At 63.6% G+C, this 19,999-nt stretch carries 22 protein-coding genes; 11 read left to right on the top strand and 11 right to left on the bottom strand.

The genetic code is table 11. The features are described 5' to 3' along the window. Positions 1 to 4 precede the first annotated feature (4 nt). Positions 5 to 868, top strand: a complete 864-nt coding sequence (locus ACOGJC_RS14950) for an iron chelate uptake ABC transporter family permease subunit (protein ID WP_419845790.1) — start codon at positions 5 to 7, stop codon at positions 866 to 868. On the opposite strand, the gene ACOGJC_RS14955 is transcribed toward ACOGJC_RS14950, so the two are convergent. The 3 genes from ACOGJC_RS14955 to ACOGJC_RS14965 are packed head-to-tail and all read right to left on the bottom strand — an operon-like array spanning position 865 to position 2,820. Continuing rightward, positions 865 to 1,278 (bottom strand): MaoC/PaaZ C-terminal domain-containing protein, encoded by a 414-nt coding sequence (locus tag ACOGJC_RS14955; protein WP_419845791.1) that lies wholly within the window; start codon positions 1,276 to 1,278, stop codon positions 865 to 867. The genes ACOGJC_RS14950 and ACOGJC_RS14955 overlap by 4 nt on opposite strands. Then, positions 1,278 to 1,733, bottom strand: a complete 456-nt coding sequence (locus ACOGJC_RS14960; RefSeq protein WP_419845792.1) for a hypothetical protein — start codon at positions 1,731 to 1,733, stop codon at positions 1,278 to 1,280. The genes ACOGJC_RS14955 and ACOGJC_RS14960 overlap by 1 nt, the downstream gene beginning before the upstream one ends. A gap of 4 nt (positions 1,734 to 1,737) precedes the next feature. After that, positions 1,738 to 2,820, bottom strand: coding sequence for an LLM class flavin-dependent oxidoreductase (locus ACOGJC_RS14965; RefSeq protein WP_419845793.1), 1,083 nt, complete (start codon positions 2,818 to 2,820; stop codon positions 1,738 to 1,740). A gap of 112 nt (positions 2,821 to 2,932) precedes the next feature. Here ACOGJC_RS14965 and ACOGJC_RS14970 point away from each other — a divergent pair, with 112 nt between their 5' ends. Continuing rightward, a complete protein-coding gene (locus ACOGJC_RS14970) occupies positions 2,933 to 3,700 on the top strand; it encodes an enoyl-CoA hydratase family protein (protein ID WP_419845794.1) in 768 nt (255 codons plus the stop codon). Between the two features lie 8 nt (positions 3,701 to 3,708). Here the strand turns inward: ACOGJC_RS14970 and ACOGJC_RS14975 are convergent, their stop codons facing one another. Further along, positions 3,709 to 4,578: an SDR family NAD(P)-dependent oxidoreductase gene (locus ACOGJC_RS14975; RefSeq protein WP_419845795.1), complete on the bottom strand. Its 870-nt coding sequence runs from the start codon at positions 4,576 to 4,578 to the stop codon at positions 3,709 to 3,711. 40 nt (positions 4,579 to 4,618) lie between these two features. Between ACOGJC_RS14975 and ACOGJC_RS14980 the strand changes: the two genes are divergently transcribed. Further along, a complete protein-coding gene (locus ACOGJC_RS14980) occupies positions 4,619 to 6,136 on the top strand; it encodes a GMC family oxidoreductase (protein ID WP_419845796.1) in 1,518 nt (505 codons plus the stop codon). Positions 6,137 to 6,148: 12 nt separating this feature from the next. On the opposite strand, the gene ald is transcribed toward ACOGJC_RS14980, so the two are convergent. Beyond that, a complete protein-coding gene (gene ald / locus ACOGJC_RS14985; RefSeq protein WP_419845797.1) occupies positions 6,149 to 7,282 on the bottom strand; it encodes an alanine dehydrogenase in 1,134 nt (377 codons plus the stop codon). A gap of 184 nt (positions 7,283 to 7,466) precedes the next feature. Here ald and ACOGJC_RS14990 point away from each other — a divergent pair, with 184 nt between their 5' ends. The 3 genes from ACOGJC_RS14990 to ACOGJC_RS15000 are packed head-to-tail and all read left to right on the top strand — an operon-like array spanning position 7,467 to position 9,509. Next, positions 7,467 to 7,928: an Lrp/AsnC family transcriptional regulator gene (locus ACOGJC_RS14990; protein WP_419845798.1), complete on the top strand. Its 462-nt coding sequence runs from the start codon at positions 7,467 to 7,469 to the stop codon at positions 7,926 to 7,928. A 9-nt stretch (positions 7,929 to 7,937) separates the two neighbouring features. Then, positions 7,938 to 8,921, top strand: a complete 984-nt coding sequence (locus tag ACOGJC_RS14995) for a hypothetical protein (RefSeq protein ID WP_419845799.1) — start codon at positions 7,938 to 7,940, stop codon at positions 8,919 to 8,921. 39 nt (positions 8,922 to 8,960) lie between these two features. Next, positions 8,961 to 9,509, top strand: coding sequence for a UGSC family (seleno)protein (locus ACOGJC_RS15000; protein ID WP_419845800.1), 549 nt, complete (start codon positions 8,961 to 8,963; stop codon positions 9,507 to 9,509). Positions 9,510 to 9,512: 3 nt separating this feature from the next. On the opposite strand, the gene ACOGJC_RS15005 is transcribed toward ACOGJC_RS15000, so the two are convergent. Continuing rightward, positions 9,513 to 10,817: an MFS transporter gene (locus tag ACOGJC_RS15005; protein ID WP_419845801.1), complete on the bottom strand. Its 1,305-nt coding sequence runs from the start codon at positions 10,815 to 10,817 to the stop codon at positions 9,513 to 9,515. 77 nt (positions 10,818 to 10,894) lie between these two features. Continuing rightward, entirely contained in the window at positions 10,895 to 11,215 is a 321-nt protein-coding gene (locus tag ACOGJC_RS15010) for a hypothetical protein (RefSeq protein WP_419845802.1), read from the bottom strand. A 22-nt stretch (positions 11,216 to 11,237) separates the two neighbouring features. Between ACOGJC_RS15010 and ACOGJC_RS15015 the strand changes: the two genes are divergently transcribed. Next, entirely contained in the window at positions 11,238 to 12,017 is a 780-nt protein-coding gene (locus ACOGJC_RS15015; RefSeq protein ID WP_419845803.1) for a class I SAM-dependent methyltransferase, read from the top strand. A 20-nt stretch (positions 12,018 to 12,037) separates the two neighbouring features. Continuing rightward, positions 12,038 to 13,396 (top strand): phosphotransferase family protein, encoded by a 1,359-nt coding sequence (locus ACOGJC_RS15020; protein ID WP_419845804.1) that lies wholly within the window; start codon positions 12,038 to 12,040, stop codon positions 13,394 to 13,396. Here the strand turns inward: ACOGJC_RS15020 and ACOGJC_RS15025 are convergent, their stop codons facing one another. Genes ACOGJC_RS15025 through ACOGJC_RS15035 form a run of 3 tightly spaced genes read right to left on the bottom strand, consistent with a single transcriptional unit; the run spans position 13,397 to position 15,812 of the window. After that, positions 13,397 to 14,188: an SDR family NAD(P)-dependent oxidoreductase gene (locus tag ACOGJC_RS15025; RefSeq protein WP_419845805.1), complete on the bottom strand. Its 792-nt coding sequence runs from the start codon at positions 14,186 to 14,188 to the stop codon at positions 13,397 to 13,399. Then, a complete protein-coding gene (locus ACOGJC_RS15030; protein WP_419845806.1) occupies positions 14,185 to 14,931 on the bottom strand; it encodes an SDR family NAD(P)-dependent oxidoreductase in 747 nt (248 codons plus the stop codon). The genes ACOGJC_RS15025 and ACOGJC_RS15030 overlap by 4 nt, the downstream gene beginning before the upstream one ends. Positions 14,932 to 14,960: 29 nt before the next feature. After that, the gene (locus ACOGJC_RS15035; protein ID WP_419845807.1) at positions 14,961 to 15,812 is read right to left on the bottom strand and encodes an SMP-30/gluconolactonase/LRE family protein; all 852 of its coding nucleotides are present in this window, start codon (positions 15,810 to 15,812) and stop codon (positions 14,961 to 14,963) included. Between the two features lie 20 nt (positions 15,813 to 15,832). Between ACOGJC_RS15035 and ACOGJC_RS15040 the strand changes: the two genes are divergently transcribed. Next, positions 15,833 to 17,014, top strand: a complete 1,182-nt coding sequence (locus tag ACOGJC_RS15040) for a cytochrome P450 (protein ID WP_419845808.1) — start codon at positions 15,833 to 15,835, stop codon at positions 17,012 to 17,014. 19 nt (positions 17,015 to 17,033) lie between these two features. Continuing rightward, on the top strand, positions 17,034 to 17,909 hold the full coding sequence (locus ACOGJC_RS15045) for an oxygenase MpaB family protein (RefSeq protein ID WP_419845809.1): 876 nt from the start codon (positions 17,034 to 17,036) through the stop codon (positions 17,907 to 17,909). Here the strand turns inward: ACOGJC_RS15045 and ACOGJC_RS15050 are convergent. Beyond that, positions 17,906 to 19,096, bottom strand: coding sequence for an amidohydrolase family protein (locus tag ACOGJC_RS15050; RefSeq protein WP_419845810.1), 1,191 nt, complete (start codon positions 19,094 to 19,096; stop codon positions 17,906 to 17,908). The two genes, ACOGJC_RS15045 and ACOGJC_RS15050, sit on opposite strands and share 4 nt — an antisense overlap. Before the next feature lie 81 nt (positions 19,097 to 19,177). Between ACOGJC_RS15050 and ACOGJC_RS15055 the strand changes: the two genes are divergently transcribed. Continuing rightward, on the top strand, positions 19,178 to 19,975 hold the full coding sequence (locus ACOGJC_RS15055; protein ID WP_419845811.1) for a glucose 1-dehydrogenase: 798 nt from the start codon (positions 19,178 to 19,180) through the stop codon (positions 19,973 to 19,975). Positions 19,976 to 19,999: the final 24 nt, after the last annotated feature.

A 19,999-nucleotide genomic window follows, 5' to 3' on the forward strand; every position in this document is an offset into this window, starting at 1 on the left:
GCTAGTGGAGTTTCTGACCAGTCCATTCGACTGGTGGATCGAGCCCTTCGTCGACAACATCTTCATGCGAAAGGCCCTGTGGTCGGGGCTGCTGGCGGTGCTGGCTACCTCACCGGTCGGAACTTGGGTGGTGCTTCGAGGAATGAGCTTCTTCGGCGAGGCCTTGGCCCATGGAGTGCTGCCCGGCCTAGCCATCGCCTTCATCGTCGGGGGCGACCCAACGTTGGGTGCGCTGGTTGCTGCGCTGGTCATGATTTCCGGCATCAACTTGATCCGCAACCACTCTCCGCTTCCTGACGACAGCTCAATCGTATTGCTCTATGTGGGGTTCTTGGCCTTAGCAGTTGTGATCATGTCCAGCAGCTCGGGGGCGTACTCCGGTGATCTCAGCCGATTCTTGTTTGGCTCTATCACCGGAGTCACCGACAACGACCTTCTTCGCCAGCTGATCATCGCCGGAATCGCATTGTTGGGGATCTTGTTCTTTCACCGTGCCTTCCTGGTAATGACCTTCGATGAGGTGCAGGCTCGGCTGATGGGGCTTCGACCCCGCCTGGCCCACGCTGCTCTGCTAGCGCTTTTGGCCATTTCTATCGTGGCGTCGTTCCAGGCAGTGGGGAACTTGCTGGTCTTTGCCTTCTTGGTGGCACCACCATCTACTGCCGCCATGTTGGTTCGCCGTATTCCAGTCATCATGATCACCGCGGTTGTTATCGGCGCCGTTTCCGTGGTCGTCGGCTTGCTCATCAGCTATCACCACGACACCGCCGCTGGCGCCACCATGACCCTGGGCACAGTTGTGCTGTTCTTGTTCGCCCTGCTTATCCGTTCGCTCTCCGGCAACTACAGCGTGAGGCTGGCCACCTAGACCACCAGCACCAGGGTGGCCGTTCCGGCTAGTACCGGGTGGGTGCCGTCTCGGGCCAACCACACATCGCACTCGATGGTGCCGTCATCGCCGACGGCGGTCACGGTGCCGCCGGCCTCCAAGCGGTCACCGGCGAAGACGTTGTCGAGAAAACGCACACGGATCTTCTGGATGCGCTCGGCGCCTCCGGCCCAATCGCCCAGCATGTTCATCACGTAGCCCAGGTTGTTGGGCCCTTGATTCACCGGTTGGTCGCCCATGCCCAGCTCTCTAACGGTGTCGACATCCCAGTGGATGGGGTTGGAATCGCCTAAAAGAGCGGCCATCGTCTTCATCTTCTCGGCGTCAACCGACTCGATAATCATCGGAGGCAGCTCGTCGCCCACTGATGGTCTTGGAAATGCGCTCACTAGGACCTCCTGGGGAAGATAAATGAATTGGACACCACCGACGACACCTCGCCATCGGGGGCAACGACCTCCAGCTGAAAGGCCACAATGTCGAAGGTCCCCGTGCGCTCCCCTTGCTTGCGGACTGCGCCGGTGATCTCACCCCGCACGGTGTAGGTGGCACCGATCTCCAAGGGGCGCAGCTGTTGAATGTCGCATTCGCCGAACATCGGGCCATCGTCGGCCGACGCGTAGCAAAGGGTGAACATCTCGTCGATTGAGATGCCCAAGCCGGCCATGGCCGCGTAGTAGCAAAACATGGGATGGGCGATGCCGTCGGTCCGCTGGGGCGCGCCGATGACGTCGTTGGTCAGCCAAACCCGCCACGGGTCCACGGCATAAGTTCCACCGGGAAACTGCCTTCCCACCAGTGATTCCAGTTGTTCAACGGTCGGAGTCTCTGTTGTCGAAGTCATCGGGTCACCACCGGCAGGCTTCGGGGATGGCCGGATGGTCGGGGGCTGGGTATTTGCGGTGCAGGGGCTGCACCACCTCCTCGCCGAAGCGCTGGATCTGCTCCCGGGTGGCTTCGAACGAGGGGCCAGTGACCATGCGGAACTGCACGGTGAAATACTGCACGCCCAGCTCCTCGTGATACTGCTCCAAGCGCTCCCGGCATTGGGCGGGGGAACCCACCACGATGTGCTCTCGGGCCGATTCGGTGGTGATCTTCTCGGGGGAGTCGAATTCGGGATGGTGGGCGAGGATTCCCTGCTCGCAATAAAAGCGCATCTCGGGCACATAGTGGCTGCCGTACTGCTCGGCGGCCTGCTCGAAGGTGTCGGCCACCCATGCCTTGCGCATGAGGACGATGAACGGCTCCTTGCCGTGCTCGATGGCCTTGGCCCGATAGGCGCCGGCCTGCACATCCCACGTCTCTTTGAGGATGGGAAAGTCGTCACACGTCCACGACTCGGCGTAGACCCCGCACCGCTCGATGGCCGCAGGGAGTTGGCCGCCGCCCCAGAACGGGAACCGGGGCTGCTGGTAGGAATTGGGGGACAGCAGTCCGTCGTTCACCTGGTAGAAGTCGCCATCCCAGCTGAACCTCTCGCCCTTGGACTGAAGCGCCTTGTCGATGATGGCCACGTTCTCCAGATAGCGGCCCAGCATCCGCTCCGACGGAACGCCGAACTGCCCCCAGTAGCCGGCGTGGAATCCGCGACCCCAGGTCATGTACAGCCGGCCCCGGGAGATGTTGTCGATGATGGCGCACTGCTCGGCCACCTCCATGGGGTGATAGAGCGTGTTGACCAGGCAATACGAGCCGATGGCCACCTTGCTGGTCTCCCGGGCCAAGATCATCAGCAGATTCAGGGGCGAGCCGAAGTACGACTCCGTGCGGCCATGGCGATCGGGCACCTGAATGGAGTGGAACCCCGACTGCTCGGCCAGGATGCCCTCTTCGATCATGGCGTCGAGGGCATCGGCCGCGCTTTCGGGTTCAGGCAGGGGCTGGTCGTAGTACCCGTGGTTGGTGTCGATCAGATAGCCGATGCGCAAGGTGGACTCGCTTTCTGGGATCGGGAATTCTATTTGGGTAGAAGCTAGTAGCCGCCGCTGCGTAGGCGTACGCTGAGCCGCCAAGAACCAGGGTCGGGCAAAGGAGCGCACTGTGGCCATTCACACCGAGATCGATGACCAGGGCATCGCCGTGGTCACCATGGACAATCCGCCGGTCAACGCTCTCAATATCGCCGACACCTATCGGCTAGCTGAGATCTTTCGAAGCTACAAGAACGACTCCAGCGTGCGGGTTGCCATCCTCACCGCGGTGGGGCGGGGATTCAACGCCGGGGTGGATATCAAAGAGATGCAGGCCATGGAGGGGTTCGAGGGGGTCCTCGGAACCGGAGACGCCTGCTATGAGGCCTTCGGAGCGGTGTATGACTGCGCGGTTCCCGTTGTCGCCGCGATTCAGGACTTTTGTCTGGGGTTGGGCATCGGCCTCGCCGGGAACTGCGACTTGGTTGTGGCCGCCGAAGGGGTCAAGTTCTCGATGCCCGAAGTAGACAATGGGGCCCTGGGGGCTGCCACCCACACCGCCCGGCTGGTGCCGGAGAAGATCATGCGCTGGATGATGTACAGCTGCGAGCCGGTGGCTGCCGAAGACCTCCAGCGGTGGGGGACCGTGCTCAGCGTTGTCCCCGGCGATCAGCTCATGGACGAGGCCCGCAGTGTGGCAGGGGTGATCGCGTCCAAGCCGCCCGGTGTCATTCGCAAGGCCAAGTGGTCGATCAACGGGATTGACCCAGTGGACGTCCACCGCAGCTACCGGTTCGAACAGGGATTCACCTATGAGCTGAATCTCATGGGGGAGGGCGACAAGGCCCGGGAGGCATTCGTTCGGGGCGAACGCGAATCCAACAAGGCCGCGCAGTAAGGCCGGCTTCAGCTGCGCAGTCGTTCGGGATCGATGTCACCGGGCTGCCAGCCGGGAAGCAGCTCGGAGCCGTCAAGAGTCCTGACGGGGCGGTTGAGCTCGCAGATCAGCGACAGGGAGTAGGTGATCCTGCCGCTGAGCTCTTGGGGTTCGGCAGTGCATAGGGCCAAGATGGCCTCGCACATGGTCTCCATGGGCTCGAGGCTCTCGGGCGGCAAGTTCACGTAGTCGCCGGCGCCGGGGGTCATCACCGCCGCTTCTGGCGACAACGCGTTAACTGTGATCATGTCGTCCCAGGTCTCCGCGGCCAGCCCGGTGGTCCAGCGGTTCAGGGCCGCCTTGGTCGACCCGTACAGGCATCCGGTCATCGTCGGTCCGCTGGCCCGATTGGGCGGCAGATCAGGGGACTCGGCCACTCCCGAGGAGATGTTCACGATGGCCCCCCGCCCGAGCTCTCGCATTCCCGGCAGCACCAGGCGGGCCAGGTCCCACGGAGCCCACACATTCAGCTCGTAGGCGATGCGCCACCGCTTCTCGGTCAACTCCGTAAACGGTTGGTAGAAGGCTCGGGCGGCGTTGTTGACCAGTATGTCGATCTTGCCGTCCAGCTCCTCCTCGGCTTGGGCCACGATCTCGGCTCGGTCCAACGAAGGATCGGACAGGTCGGCGGGGATGCCAACTGCCCGGCCTCCGCTCGACCGGATGGCCGCCACCAGCTGCTCCAGCGACCCAGGCAGGCGATGGTCGCCGTCGGCCCGGGTGCGGGCGACCGCAGCCACCGCTGCTCCTTCGGCCGCCAACCTCAGCGCGGCGCCCTCGCCGATGCCCCGACTCGCTCCGGTGACCAGAGCCACCCGTCCCTCACACGATCTGCCCATGCCGCCAAACTAGCGGCCTCATCACTACTGTCAGGTACCAGTGCAAGCTGGAGAGCTATTCGACACGGTCATCGTGGGTGGGGGCTCGGCAGGGTCGGTGCTGGCTGCCCGGTTGTCGGAAGACCCCTCCCGACAGGTGTTGCTTTTGGAGGCTGGTCCCGACCACGGCACGCAGTTGCCTCCAGAGCTGGCCGATATCACGGTGTCCTCGCACCCCGACCACGACTGGGGCGACGAAGTCAGGCTGCCCGGAGGGCGAACACAGCCCTATCCCCGGGGGCGGGTGCTCGGGGGCAGCTCAGCGGTGAACGGCGGCATCGCAGTGAGAGCCATGCCGGCAGATTTCGATGCCTGGGGTTTCGACGAATGGCGTTGGGAAGCGATGCTGGGCAGCTTCCAGCGGCTGGAGTCCGATCCCGACGGAGAAGATCAATGGCATGGCCGGTACGGCCCCCTGCCCATCGCCCGAACGCCCCAGGCGGAGCTCAATCCGGTGCACGCGGTGTTCTATGAGGCTTGCGAAGTAGCGGGCCATGGCTACATCTCCGACCACAACGCACCAAATTCGTCTGGTGCGGGCCCCCTGCCTCGAAACCGCCGAGGTCTCCAGCGGGTGTCGGCCGCTGACGCTTACCTGACTCCAGAGGTCCGGAGCCGCCCCAACCTGGAGGTTCGGGGCAATTGCCTGGCGCTGGCCATGCGCTGGAGGGGCAACCGGGTCACGGGGGTGGAAACGGTCGTTGACGGCCAAGCAGAGACAATTCCCGCTCACGAGGTGATCGTGGCCGCTGGTGTAGTCCAGTCGCCGATGCTGCTGTGGCGCTCTGGCATAGGCCCGGCTTCGGAGCTGGCCGGTTTGGGCATCGACGTGATCGCCAACTGCCCTGGAGTGGGGGCCAACTTCTCCGATCACCCGGCGGTCTACCTGTTTGCGGCTCCCAGGCCGAAGATGGTCTCTCCCGAAGATGTCACCATTCAGACCCTGCTGCGGTTCACCAGCTCGACTGGTCCCGCCAACGACCTTCAGCTCTTTCCGGTCGGGATGATCGACCTGTCGGCCAATCCCCGGCGCCAAGCCGATGCTGGAGGCCTCGACACGATTTTTGCCTTCAACGCCGCCCTGCAACGGGTGGAGATTCGGGGATCAGTCCGTCCGGTGTCGGCCGATCCCGTAGACCCACCGGCCATCACCTACCCCTTTTTGGCCCACAAGCCTGATCTCGAGCGTCTGGTTGAGGCCTTCGAGCTGGGACTGGAGCTGCTGTCGTCGCCCTCATACCAAGAGGTGGCGAAGGGACCGGTCTTCTTGCCCCCAAGACTGGCCCGCGAGGACCTGTTGGCCCATGTGTTCGCCAACCACGTGGCCTTCTACCACGGGGCGGGCACGTGCGCGATGGGCCCGGCCGATAACCCGACTGCGGTGGTCGGGCCCCGCGGTCAGGTCTGGGGAACTGAGGGGCTGCGGGTTTGCGACGCTTCGATCATGCCGGAGACCCCTAGAGCCAACACGAACTTGAATGTGATCGCGGTAGCGGAGCGGATGGCTGAACTGATCTAGCAGAGAGCTCGATCAGGCCGCGGTGAGGCTGAGTCCCAGGACCTCTTCCGGGGCAGCGAAGCTGAGACCGAGCGATTCCGCCACCGCCGGTTCAGTGACCTGCCCTTGGCATATCGAGAGCCCAGCTCGAAGTCCGGGATTTGACCGCATGGCCTCTCTCGGTCCCAGATCGGCCAGCATGGCGATATAGGGGAGGGTGGCATGCTCCAGCGCGAACGTCGAGGTGCGGGGTACGGCTCCGGGCATGTTGGCGACGCAGTAGTGGACCACGTCGTAGGCCAGGTAGGTGGGATTGGCATGGGTTGTGGGTCGGGAGGTCTCGATACAGCCGCCCTGGTCGATGGCCACGTCCACCACTGCGGATCGGGGCCGCATCTGCTTGACCATCTCAGTTGTGACCAGATGCGGAGCTCGGGCCCCTCGCACGAGGACTGCGCCGATCACCAGATCGGCCCCGAGAACTGCCTCCTCCAGGGCGCCTCCGCTGGAGTGAAGGGTGTGCAAGGCCGAGCCGAAGCGCGAGTTCAAGTCTTCCAAAACGGAGATATCTCGGTCGATCACCGTGACGTCGGCACCAAGGCCGACGGCCATCTGCACTGCGTTGCGGCCAACCACGCCTCCGCCGAGGATGACCACTCTGGCAGGGGCAACGCCCGGTACTCCGCCGAGGAGCACTCCTCGGCCCCCTTGCGATGACTCCAAGCAGTGCGCCCCGGCTTGAATCGACATGCGCCCCGCGACTTGTGACATGGGGGCCAGCAAAGGCAGACCACCGTTGGGACCGACAACCGATTCGTAGGCGATGGCCGTGACCCCCCGGTCGATCAGCTCGGCAGTTTGGACCGCGTCTGCCGCCAAGTGGAGGTATGTGAAGAGAACCTGGTCTTCGTTCAGGCGGGCCCGTTCTTCGGCTTGGGGCTCTTTGACCTTGACGATCAGGTCGGCCTGATCGAACACCGATGGGGCAGAGTCCGCGATTGTCGCGCCGTGGGTGATGTACTCCTCATCGGTGAAACCCGCTCCGTCACCGCAGCCGCGCTCGACAAGAACTTGATGGCCGCGACCGACGAGGTCGGCTGTGCCTCCCGGTGTCAACGCCACCCGGCGTTCTTCGCTCTTGATTTCCTTCGGTATCCCAATGCGCATCTCGTGCCTCCGCCGCAAGCCGATTGCTATGGTGATATTTTATCCGCGATAGGGGTGAATAATTCTTGAAAAGATGCGGAGAATAGGGCCAAAGTCGAATAATCTCTCCGTCTAGATTCAATCTTGCGGTTATTTTATGTTCTACAAGATTTGAGTGCTTTTCTCGTCGCAAGGAGTTAGGCCAATGTCGGAGTTGGACTCAATTGACCGATCAATCCTCAACGAGCTCCAGAGCGACGCGCGGATGTCCAACGCAGAACTCGCCGACCGAGTGGGGTTGTCGCCCTCCGCCTGTTATCGCCGGGTCCGCCGCCTGGAAGCCGAAGGGGTGATCGCTGGCTACGTGATGATTGTCGATCCACAAGCCATCAACCGCTCTCTCGACGTGTTCGTTGAGATCTCGCTGGTGAGCCAAAGCGAAGCATCTCTGCGCCAGTTCGAGAAAGAGGTGGTGGAGTGTCCGGAAGTGATGTCATGCCATTTGATGGCCGGTGATGCCGACTATCTGCTCCACCTCGCGGTTGCCGATCAACGTGACTTCGAGAGGATCCACAATCAGTACTTGTCGCGCTTCAGCGGCATGGGTCGCCTCCGGTCGAGCTTCGCCATCCGCTCTGTATGGGAGACCACCCGCCATGAGCTCTAGCCTCAGTACATGACCACGGCCGCCCAACACTCCTACGACTCCTACGAAGCCCTCGCGGAGGACTATTTCGAGCGGGGCTGGACCGACGGGCTGCCCATCATGCCCCCCACCCCCGAGAAAGTGGCCGCGTTCTTGGAGAGCGCTGGGCTCTCCGGAGATGAGGTGCTGGGCACGGTTCCCACCCGGGAGGTGACTTGCACCGCGGAGCAGGCAGCCGCGAACGCGGTTATGGCTGGCTGTCTGCCCGAGTACTTTCCCGCGGTGGTGGCCGCGGTGCGGGCTCACTTGCACCCCAAGGGAAACTGCCACTCCACCACGGGCACGCTTTCGGGCGCGGCCCAGGCCGTGATCATCAACGGGCCTGTTCGCAACGAGCTGGGCGTGGCTTCGGCTGCGGGCTGTTTCGGTCCGGGATTCCGGGCCAACGCCACCATCGGCCGGGCGCTTCGCCTGGTAATCCGCAACGTGTGCCGGGGCATCCCCGGGTTCTTGGATCGGGCCAGCTATTCCACGCCGGCCCGCTACTCCTTCTGCTTCGGGGAGAACGAGGAAGCCTCCGATTGGGAGCCGCTCCACGTCCAGCGGGGGCTGGACCCGGAGCAGAGCGCGGTGACCGTCCACTCACTGATGAAGATGGTCGAGGCCACCGACTTCACCAGCCGCACCGCCGAGGGGGTGTGCGACACGCTGGTGACCAATATCCGGGCCAACGGCATCGCCGGGGACTCGTGGCTGGGCGAGGACGGCAACGTGGTGATCGTGATCGGCCACGAGCACCATCGCTTCTTTATTGAGGAAGGGTGGTCGAAAACCGATATCCAGCAGCATCTGTGGCCCCGGCTCAACGCGCCCGCCACCAGCGCCACCGACCGCATGGCCCGCATCGGCAAGCCCGAAGGCATCTTGATCGTGGCCGCCGGAGGCGCTGGCATGGGAGCCAGCTGGCTCTTGCTACCCCACCTCGCCCTGGCCATAACCGAAGCCGTCTCCTAGCCGCTGCCCGCACCCGCACCAATCAGCTAGTCTGAAAATATGACTGCCCTCATCGGCCTCGACCCGACGTCCGGTCCATTTGACCGTACCGACGACCACGATTTCTCTCCCCGACCGGCCAGCCTGGACGGGGCGGTGGTCGCCCTGGTGGCCAACGGCCTCGGCGAGGGGGAGATCTTCCTAGATGCCCTCTATGACGAGTTGAACAAATTGAGCGATCTGCAAGCCCCGCTCAAGGTGGTCAAGAGTTCGGTGTCCATTCCCCCTGATCCGGGAGACTGGAGTCGGTTGACCGAGGAGGCAACCGTCGCCATCACCGGCTTCGGAGGTTGAGGCAGCTGTAGTGCCCGCAGTTTGCGGGACGCAGTGGAGTTGGAGTGGGCTGGGGTTCCCAGCGTCGCCATCGTCCATGAGGAGATGCGGGGATCGGCCCAGGCCATCGCCCGAGTGAGCGGATGCCCCGACTACGAGTTCCTCACCGCCGACTATCCGTGGGTTCCCATCGCCATCTGGTCGAAAGAGGAGTGCCTGGACCTGGCCGAGATCATGGCCCCCAAGGTCTTGGCCGCGCTGACCGGCCAGAGCTGACCGTTACTTCGCTGAAGCGGAGTTGGTTGAAGAGATAGCGGCCGCGCCGAAGACACCAACCGCGGCCACCGCCGCGCCCAGCCAAAAGGCGTTGGCAAACGCCTCTCCCGTGAAACTCTCTCCCACGGCCAGCACCAGCACTTGGACGCCAGCGGCTGTCCCCAGGCTGGTGAGCGTCTGGAACATCCCGGTTGCTGCCCCCAGGCGGTCCATCGGAACTGCCCCCACCACCGACACCTGGTAAGCCGGCCCAGCCACCCCCAGTCCTCCGCCCGCCAGGGCAAGGCCCAGCACGACTAGCACCACGGCATCGACCAGCGATCCCGCGGCAAAAGACACCATGGCCAACACCACCAGCACGCTTCCCAAACAGGACGTCCACCGCTCACCCCTAATGGCGGTCAGCCGACCGCCCACCGGAGAGCTGAGGCTGAAGAAGATCAGGCGAACTACCAAGAACATCGTGGCGGCGGTCAGCGTGTACCCGTAACGCTGCTGCAAGATCTGGGGCGCAAGGATGAAACCGCCCATATAGGCCGCGTTGGCCGTGGCCGAGGCCACCACTGGCCCGGCATAGTTTCGGCGGCGGAACCACTCGAGTGGGACCATCGGATGAGCCGAGCGCCGCTCGATGGCCACGAACGTCCAGATGGTTGCCGGCACGAAGGCCAAGAGCACTATTGCCATTGGGTGGCTGAAGCCCAGTGTGGCGCCGCGGTCCAGAGCCACCATCAAGACGACTACCGCAGCAACCAGGCTGAGCGCGCCCGCGACGTCAACCGGTTTGGCCTCGCCAGCACGAGTGGGACGCACCACGATGGTGGCGGCGATCAAACCGAGCGCGGCGATAGGGGTATAGATCGCGAAAATTGCCCGCCAGCCCAGCGCATCCACCAGAGCACCCCCGGTGACCAAGCCGATGGCCGGTCCTCCTACTGCGGCGAACTGGAACCAGCCCATGGCCCGAGCCCGTTGATTCACCGGAAAGGCAGCCATCAATATGGCCATCCCGTTGGGGATCATCATGGCTCCACCCAGTCCGAACAACGCCCGAAAGGCAATGAAACTAAGGGCGTCCCACGCCAGCCCGCACACTCCCGTAGCTGCGGTGAACACCGTCAGGCCGAGGATCAGCATTCGCCGGTGGCCCCATGAGTCGCCCAGAGTCCCGAAAACCGTGGTCCCCGCCGCCAACCCTAGAAATGGAGCAGAGACCGCCCACGACAGCGTGGCGTTGGTGGTGCCCAGATTCTCCGCGATGTCCGACAGCGAGGCCCCGATGATGGTCATTGTGGAGCCGAACACCACCTGGCCAGCGAGCAGGGTTACCAGCAGCCGCCAGGCATACGCCGCATCATGCGGCTGTTGATGAGTTGTTGGGGAGCTCAGTCTTTCAGCTCGATCAGAATCTCGTAGTAGGACTCGGTGCCGGTATTGACTGCGGTCTCGATGCCGCCCTTGGAGATGAACATGGGCTGACCGGGGATGACGTCGCCCTCAACCAGGCCGGAGAATTCCCCGGCCGTGTCCGGCTCGAAGTCTCCCGCAATCTTGTCGCCTGCCACTTGAACCAGCACATAGTCGTGATCGTGCCGGTGAAGATCTGACCTCTCGCCAGGGTCGAGACGCATCTCCCAAATCTTCACCCGGTCGTTTTCCATCAACAGCTTGGTCGCCACATCGCCGAATACTCGCTCTGTGCTCATGCCTGCATCGTAGGCTCACTCCATGGCCGATGCAGTGCAGCCAAGAGTGCGGTATGCCATGTCGGAGATCGGCGAGGAGGGCGAAGGGCCGCGGCTGGCCTTGCTGGAGTCCATTCTCGACGGGCCGACCTTTGCCCGGCTGGAGAAGATAGGGGCGGGTGCCGGTTGGCGGTGCGCCGACGTGGGAGCTGGCCGAGGCTCGGTATCGCAGTGGTTGCGGGACAGGGGAGCTGAGGTGGTGTCGGCTGACATCATGCCTCGGTTCTTGAGCGGCCCTGACGTTCGGACTCACGACATATGTGACGGTCCGGTGGAGGATTCGGCCTTCGACTTGGTCCATTGCCGGGCACTGCTCGCCCATGTGGCCGACTTCGATGCCGCGGTGGACAACTTGGTGTCGTCGGCTCGACCAGCGGGATGGGTAACGGTCGCCGAGCCTGACTACGGGACCATGATGGAGTGCGATCCCGACCATCCCCGAGCTGACGTTTTTCGTCGTTTCCGTGAGCGGTCGGCTTCGGGCAGTCGGATGGACTCCTTCGTCGGCCGCAAGGTTCACGAGGTGCTGGGAGCTCGATTGGACGATGTGTCCTCAGAGGGGCTGACCGACATTGTGAGCGGGGGTTCGCTTCGAGCCCGGTACCGCCGTTTCACGATGGAGGTGGCCCGCCCGCTCAGCGCTCGACGCGACGATTACGACGAAGCCGACTACGACGAACTGTTGGCCTGCTTTGACGATCCAACCTTTCGCTACATCGATTGCCTGTGGGTTGCGGTCTGGGGAAAGAGACCCGCGGGGTAGGCGCGTGGTAAGCCATCGGGATGGCTGAAGAGCTCAATCACGATTTGCCCGATGGGATGACCGACTGGATTGCCGAGGCGGGTGGCGGTCGCATCACTCATTTGAAGCGCCACATCGCCCGGCGGGAGGCGTGGGTGGTAGATGTCACCCGCCCCGACGGTTCGGTTGGCGAGTACTTCCTGCGCCTCGACCGTGAAGGAGATGGCAGCGGCACCCACTCGGTGAAGAGCGAGGCCAAGGTGCAGACCGCACTGGTCGAGACCGGCATGAAGGTGCCCGCCATCTGCGCCTGGAATGAGGACCTCCAAGCCGCGTTGCACGAGCGGATGCCGGGCCGGGCCGATTTGGACAACGCCGAACCCGAAGAGCAGGCCTCGGTACTCGAGGACTTCATCCAGCAGTTGGTTCTGCTTCACTTGCTCGACCCCGACTCGCTGGGGCTCGACCACATGCCCATACCCACCACCTCGGCCGAGTGCGCGCTGGGCGAAATCGACTTCGTCGAGCAGTTCCTCGGCGGCATGGTCACTGATCCGCTGTACACCTATTCGCTCCAGTGGATCAGGAACAATGTTCCCGAGCGCCTCGACCGCGTGAGCCTCTTGCAGGGTGACACCGGACCGGCCAACTTCATGTTCAACGAAGGGCAGGTGAGCGCCATCGTCGACTGGGAGTGGGCTCACTTCGGCGATCCCATGGAGGACTTCGGCAACATCTGCACCCGGGAGTTCTACTGTCCTTCGACCCCCGAAGAAGGTCTTGGCCCGCTCTTCCGTCGGTACGAAGAGCTGTCCGGAATCCCGGTACACCTCGACTCGGTTCGCTACTACCGGGTGCAGCAGTTCGTGCGATCCATCGTGTCACTGGCTCGCATAACGGTGATCAATGACCCCCAGATGCCCAACGCTATGAACTGGGCCTACCGCTACATCTGTGAGCGGGCCACCTGTGAGGCGCTGGCCGACGCCATGGGAATCGAATTGGAGCGGCCCGAGCTTCCTGATGTTGAGATGGCCAGCTCTCTTGAAGGTGTCATCATCAGCAACCTGCGGGAGGAAGTCCTGCCTGCGGTGGACGGCGACTTTCCCCGCCACCGGTTGGAACACGCCACCCTGTTGGTGGAGTGCTTGGACCGGCAGAAGCAGATCGGTCCCCAACTCGCCGACATCGAATTGGACGAGATCGCCGCTCTCATTGGCCACCGGTCCGACACGCTTGAGGATGGGCTGATGGCTCTGGACAAGGCCATCCAGGGTGGGGAAACAGAAGACGAGGCTGAGTTGCTCCGTTATCTAGCCCGCCGGGCCTGGCGGTTGGAGCATCTATGGAAGCCGGTGGTGGACCTGTTCCCCGACCGGACCTTCTCGAGAATCGACTAGCTAGCGCCGGGTCATCATCTCGATCATTTCCACCAGATAGCCGTTGGGATCGGCCCGCTTGGCTTGGGCGGTCTCCTTCAGGGCGGGGGCAGCGAAACCTTCGAAGTCATCATTGCCCAGCTTGGCAATCAGCGCCTTGGCCACATCCGCCGGGTCCATGAACGCATCAGGGGGCTGGGGGAACGGGTCGTCGTTCCCCGGCTTCGGGGTGGAGAACTCAGTGGCGGTGGAGCCAGGGGTGAACAGATGGGCCCGAACACCGGTCCCGGCTAAATCAAAATAGAGTCCTTCGGTGAACAGATTGAGCGCGGCTTTGGCCGCGGCATAGGCCCCGGTTCGAAACGCCATCGACTGGGTGCCCATCGATGACACGTTCACGATGGTTCCCGAGTCCCTTTCCAGCATGTGGGGCAACAGCGCCAGGGTGAGCCGAGCAGAACCGGTGAAGTTCACCGCCATCGTCTCGTCCAATTCCTCCGGTGTGAGGCGCTTCATCGACCGCCGCCTAGGGGCGCCGGCATTGTTCACCAGCACATCAATGGGCCCCATCTCGGCCCAGGCGCGATCGGCGAACGGGGCCACGCGGTCCAAGTCGGCCAGATCCAGCGTCCACCAGCAGCCATCACCGCCGGCGTCTCGCACGTCGCCCAGAACCTGTTCGAGGCGGTCGCCTCGGCGGGCGGCCAATCCCACGAACGCCCCTGCCCGGGCAAGTTCAACCGCCAGGGCGGCCCCGATGCCCGATGACGAACCGGTGATCAGTACTCGTTGCCCGACCGGATCCCAGCTCATCCTGCGGTCATTCCGGCATCGATGCTCAGCACCGCTCCATGGATTCGATGGCCCTCATCTGAGACCAGGTAGGCCACCAAAGATGCGATGTCATCGGCTTGAGCCTGGCCGCGGAAGCCTAGGTAGCGCCCCATGAGATCCGGATCGGGGTCTTCGGGAAAGGTGAACGTCTCCATCAAATTGGTTTCCACCCCGCCAGGGGCGATGGCATTGACCCGAATTCCGGTTTTCATCGTCTCCATGGCCATGGCCTTGGTCATCAATACCACCGCTCCCTTGCTGGCGCAGTAGGGCACGGTATAGGCCTGTCCCATCAGCCCCGCGTTGGAGGCGATGTTCACGATGCAGCCTTCCGATGACTCCAAGTGGGGGAGAGCGGCCTGTGACATCCAGAACACCCCCTCAACGTTCACGCCCATGATCAGATCCCACGCCTCCTGGTCTACGTGTTCCACCCGGTGGCCCCGGGCCACCCCGGCGACGTTGCACAGCACGTCGAGGCGACCGTGGTCAGCCACCACAGTGGCCACCAGTTCTTGGCAGGCGTCTCGGCTGCGTACGTCGGACACCACCGGATGGAACGCGGTGCCCTCCTCCATCATCCCCGCGGTTTCCTCCAACCCAGCCGCATTGATGTCACTGCCGACTACCACCGCCCCTTCGCTGGCCAATCGCACTGCGGTGGCCTGGCCGATGCCCGACCCGGCTCCGGTGACCAAAGCCACTCTTCCCGAAAACTTCATCATCTTGCTCCCTGATCTATTGCGGTGAATTAAGGCAGCCCCGCCCCGGGAATCTCCACTTGCACGGTCTCTATTCGGGCTTGACCCAGGCCTTGCACCTCATCAGGATGGGATCCCGGAGCTGTTACCAGGAACAACGTGCGACCGTCGTCGCCGCCCAGCATGACGGCGAAACAGTTGAGCTCCGTCTCCACCCGGTGGGTGATCTCACCACCCTCGAGTACCCGCAGGGCGGCTCGGCCCACCGCATCGGCGTACCAGATTCCTCCCTCGGCGTCGTAGCAGCAGCCGTCGGGGACGGTTCCGGGCACCGCGGCCCACAGCCGTCGGTTCTCCAATCGGCCTTCGGGCCCGATGTCGAATGCCGTGAACTGGGTGCCAAAGCTCTCTCCCACGATAAAGGTGGCACCGTCGGGGGTGATCACCGCGCCGTTGGGGAACAGCAGGTCGCCAGCCGAGGCTTCAGCCGTCCCATCGGGCTGCACTAACGCCAGGGTGGCTGCGGCCACGTCTTCGCCGCCGTGCAGGTCGAACCCGAAGTTGCCCACATAGGCCCGTCCTTTCGCGTCCACCGTCATGTCGTTGCACAGCGAGGTGGCAATGCCGGAGAGGTCGGCATGCTCGTGAAGGGCCATGCCGTCGTAGCGCATCACCCGGCGGTCCCGCATCGACACCACCAAGAGGTCGCCGTCGGGCATCCATCCCAACCCCGACGGCTGGCCGGGCACCTCGACGATCACCTCGACGGTTCCGTCTAACGAAGCGGCGTTCACCGAGTACTGATAGAAGTCCGAGAACCACAGGCGGCCGTCATGCCACCGGGGACCCTCGCCGAAGTCGATTCCACCGATGAACGGCTCGGGACTGGGAAGCATCTCCATGCCGGGGGACAATAGCGACTGTGAACGAACTCGCTGTTGTAGACCTCACCGATCCGGGGTTCTGGTCGAATCCCTACCCGGTGTTGGCGGGGGCCCGGAGTCGGCATCCGCTGGCTCGGGGAGTCGATGGGAGCCTGATCGCGTTGAGCTTCGACGCGGTGGAATGGGTCTTGCGCGACCCGCGGTTTTTGACCACCGACCTCTTGGCCCCTCGGGGGATCACCGAGGGGCCAATCGCCGAGTGGTGGGGGCAGGTCATGTTCTCCGCCAACCCACCGGAGCACACTCGGCTGCGCCGACTGGTCAGCCGGGCGTTCACACCTCGGGCGGTGGAGTCGCTTCGTCCCCGTGTGGCGCAGATCACCGAAGACTCGTTGGACAGTTTCCACGGCCCCACCGCGGACTTGGTAGCTGAGTTCGCCCACGAGCTGCCGATCAGGGTGATGGCCGCCATGCTCGGGGTTCCCTCCGGCGATCACCATCGCTTTGCGGCCTGGACCGCCGATCTGGGCTTGGTCTTCTCCTCGGTCCACACCCCTGAGTTGCTGGACCGCTTGGAGGCGGCCATCAACGGCCTCAACCAATATGTCGCCGAGCTGATTGCCGATCGCCGAGCACAGCCGGGCGATGACATGCTCAGCGGCCTCATTGCCGCCGAGGCCGACGGAGATGCATTGAGCGAAGCTGAGTTGGTGGCGATGGTGGAGAACCTGCTCTTCGCCGGCCACGACACCACCCGCTCCATGTTGATGATCGGGGCCGCGTTGCTGCTTTCCCATCCCGACCAGCGGGCCTTGTTGTCCAACGACCCGAGCCTGGCTGCGCAAGCAGTCGACGAGATCCTCCGCTACGAGGCCCCGGTGCTGGGGTCGGGGCGGGATGCCGCCGAACCCTTCGACCTGTTTGGTGTCCCGGTGGCGGCCGGGGAGACGGTTACCACGATGTCATTGGCCGCCAATCGCGACCCCGATGCCTTCGATGATCCTGATCGGTTCGATATCCGCCGCCCAGGAGGCAAGTTGATGAGCTTCGGCCAGGGCATTCACTACTGCCTGGGAGCGGCCCTCGCCCGGTTGGAAGGCCAAGTGGCCTTTCCGATGCTGTTGGCGCGATTTCCCGGAATGGAGTTGGCTGCCGAGCCAGCTTGGGTGCCCTATGCCTCGATACGCCGATTTGAACAGCTCATCGTGACGATAGATTGAAACTGAGATGTTTCACCTGGTGAGGTCGCGAGTGATCAACTCGGTGAGCGGCATGTTCGCCCACGCAGACATACCGCTGAGGCACACCGGCGATTTTCCCGGCGACCCTGGACTCTGCGGTCCCGATTCCGTGAGCTGGCGGGTAATCGGCGACGTGAGTGTCTTCGTGGGTGGGATCCGGGCCCTGTTGATTCAGGCCGCCCATCCTGAAGTGGTGGCCGGGGTGGACGACCACAGTCGGTATCGCGACGACCCCTTGGGCCGCCTCAGCCGGACGTCGTTCTACGTCACATCGGCCACCTACGGGGCCATGCCCGAGGTGGAAGAGGCCGTCGACCTGGTGAAGACGGCCCATCAGGGGGTGAGCGGCACCTCGCACCGAGGCCAGCCCTACAGCGCATCGACTCCCGAATTGGCCGCATGGGTTCACAACACCCTCACCGACTCCTTCTTGGAGGCCTACCAGCGCTTCGGAGGGCGCTTGAGCGAAGCAGAGGCCGATCAATTTGTGGGCGAGCAGACGACGGTGGGGGAGATGCTCGGGGCAGGGCCGCTGCCGACCACCGCCGCCGATCTTCGAGCGTGGATCACTGGGCACCCGGCGATGGCTCCGAGTCCCGGCATGCGAGCGGCGATCAGCTTTCTACGAAGTCCTCCGATTCCCGCGGCCCAGAAGGCGGGGTACCAGATCCTGTTGAACGGGGCCATCGCCACCATCCCCCGAGAGCTCACCCCGACCTTGGAGCTGACCGCGGTTCCCGGGGCGCGAGCTGCCAGCACGGCGATGGTCCTGGGACTGCGGCGCATCATGAAGAACAGCCCCGCCTGGCAGGCCGCCCTCGAGCGTTGCGGTGTGCCCTATGACCGGCGACTGTTTAGAGACAAAGCCGTCTAGGCGGCCAGCAGTCCGGCCAAATTCTCCCGCATTATCAGGCGGATATCACTTGGCGGGAGACTGGATAGCCCCTCGGCGAACTCCAGCGGCTGGGCGAGGCCTTCGGCGTGGGGCCAGTCGGAGCCGAACAGCACTTGGGATACCCCGATAGAGCGGGCCAGATCGGCCACCGGCTCCTCGTGGTGGGGCGAAACGAACACATGGCGGCGGAACACGTCGCTGGGCTTCTCGGTCAGCGGACCCCGCAGCCAGGGGCCGTTGCGGCCCATGCGGTTCATCTTGTTCATGGCCGCCATCAGGTAATCCACCCACAAGCTGCCGTTCTCCACGCTCATGATCCGCACGTTGGGAAACGCCTCGAACAGGTTGGCGTAGATCAGCGCGGCCATCGTCTCCATGATCGGCCGGTCGCCGTAGAAGCAGGTCCACTGCAACGCCGACTGCCGGTGTGAGGGGGGATTGGGCTCCTCTCCCCAGTGCACCGACATCGACTGGTTGTAGCCCGATTCGCCGATGTGAAAACCGACCACTGCTCGGGCCTCGTTGATGCGGGCCCAGAAGGGGTCGAACATCGGATCGGCCAGATTCCGGCCGGCTGCGGGTCCCGGGCGTAGCGAAACGACCCGAGCTCCCCGGTCCAGTGCCCATTCCAACTCGGCCACTGCCCGATCGGGATCGACCAGCGACAGCAGGGGAGGGGCATGGATGCGGCCATCTCGATTGAGGCCCCACTCGTCGTCCAGCCAGCGGTTGAAGGCGGAGAGGTTGGCGTAGAGGAGGCCAGGGTCGTCAACCATGTAGTGCTCCACGCACACCGCCAGGGTGGGAAACAACACCGCAGCCTCAATGCCTTGATCGTCGAGCACCTCCACCCGAGCCGAGCGTGTCACATATTCCGGGCGATGAGGCTCAGACACCCGAGTACCCCTGATGTTTGCACCGCCCTCCCCTCGCTTCATGGCTTGCAGCATTTCCCGCAGCATTCCCGGCCGCGGAGCGGTGTCGAAGTTGCGGTGTTCTAGGAAGGTAAACCGCTGGTCGCCGATGTACACCTCCTCAGAGCCATCGGTCTCGATCACGGGCCTTACCGCCTTCTCGGCGAATGCCGGATCGATATAGCGGGTAAAGGCATCTCGGGGTTCGTAGTAGTGATTGTCGGCGTCGAACGCCCGATATCCCAGATCCATGCCCACAGGTTAGGGCGGGCCGAGGCGGGCAAGTAGGGTAGCCCCGGCAAACACCGCCCGATCACCGAAGGAGACGCTGAGATGGGACGGCTGGACGGCAAAGTAGCGATAATCACTGGAGCAGCTCGGGGCCAGGGCGAGGCCGAGGCCCGGCTTTTTGCCTCCGAAGGAGCCAAAGTTGTGCTCGGGGACGTTCTCGACGACGACGGCGAGCAAGTAGCGGCCAGTATCGGAGCGAACGCCCGATATGTGCACCTGGATGTTTCCCAAGAGGCCGACTGGGACGCGGCCGTTGAAGCGGCCGCCAGCATGGGCTCTTTGAGTGTCCTGGTCAACAACGCCGCCATCCTGCGGCCCGCAGCCATCGAGGAAACCACCCTCGACGACTACATGGCGGTCATCAACGTCAACCAGGTGGGCACCTTTTTGGGGATGAAGGCGGTGTTGGAGTCTATGAAGATGGCCGGCGGGGGCTCCATCGTGAACATCAGCTCCATCGATGGCCAGCAGTCCAAGAACGGCCTCATCAGCTACTCCGCCTCGAAGTTCGCCATCCGGGGCATGACCAAGACCGCGGCCATCGAGTGGGGCCGATTCGACATCAGGGTCAACTCCATCCACCCCGGCGGGGTGAACACGCCTATGGGCAACCCGAGGAATGATCCGCGGGCCGAGAAGGAGCCCTACATCTACCACGCTATTTCCCGAGTTGGAGAGCCCATCGAGATCGCCTACGCCGCCTTGTTCTTGGCCAGCGACGAATCGTCTTACGTCACTGGTGCCGAGCTGAACGTGGACGGCGGCTGGCGAGCCGGGCTGGTCACTCCCGGCCTTCCCGGCACTGATCACGTGGTCGACTACGGCTACGACACCGACTGACGATCATCCATTTCCTACCCTCAC

Source organism: Candidatus Poriferisocius sp., from assembly GCF_965204015.1.
Classification (GTDB): Bacteria; Actinomycetota; Acidimicrobiia; order Acidimicrobiales; family Bin134; genus Poriferisocius.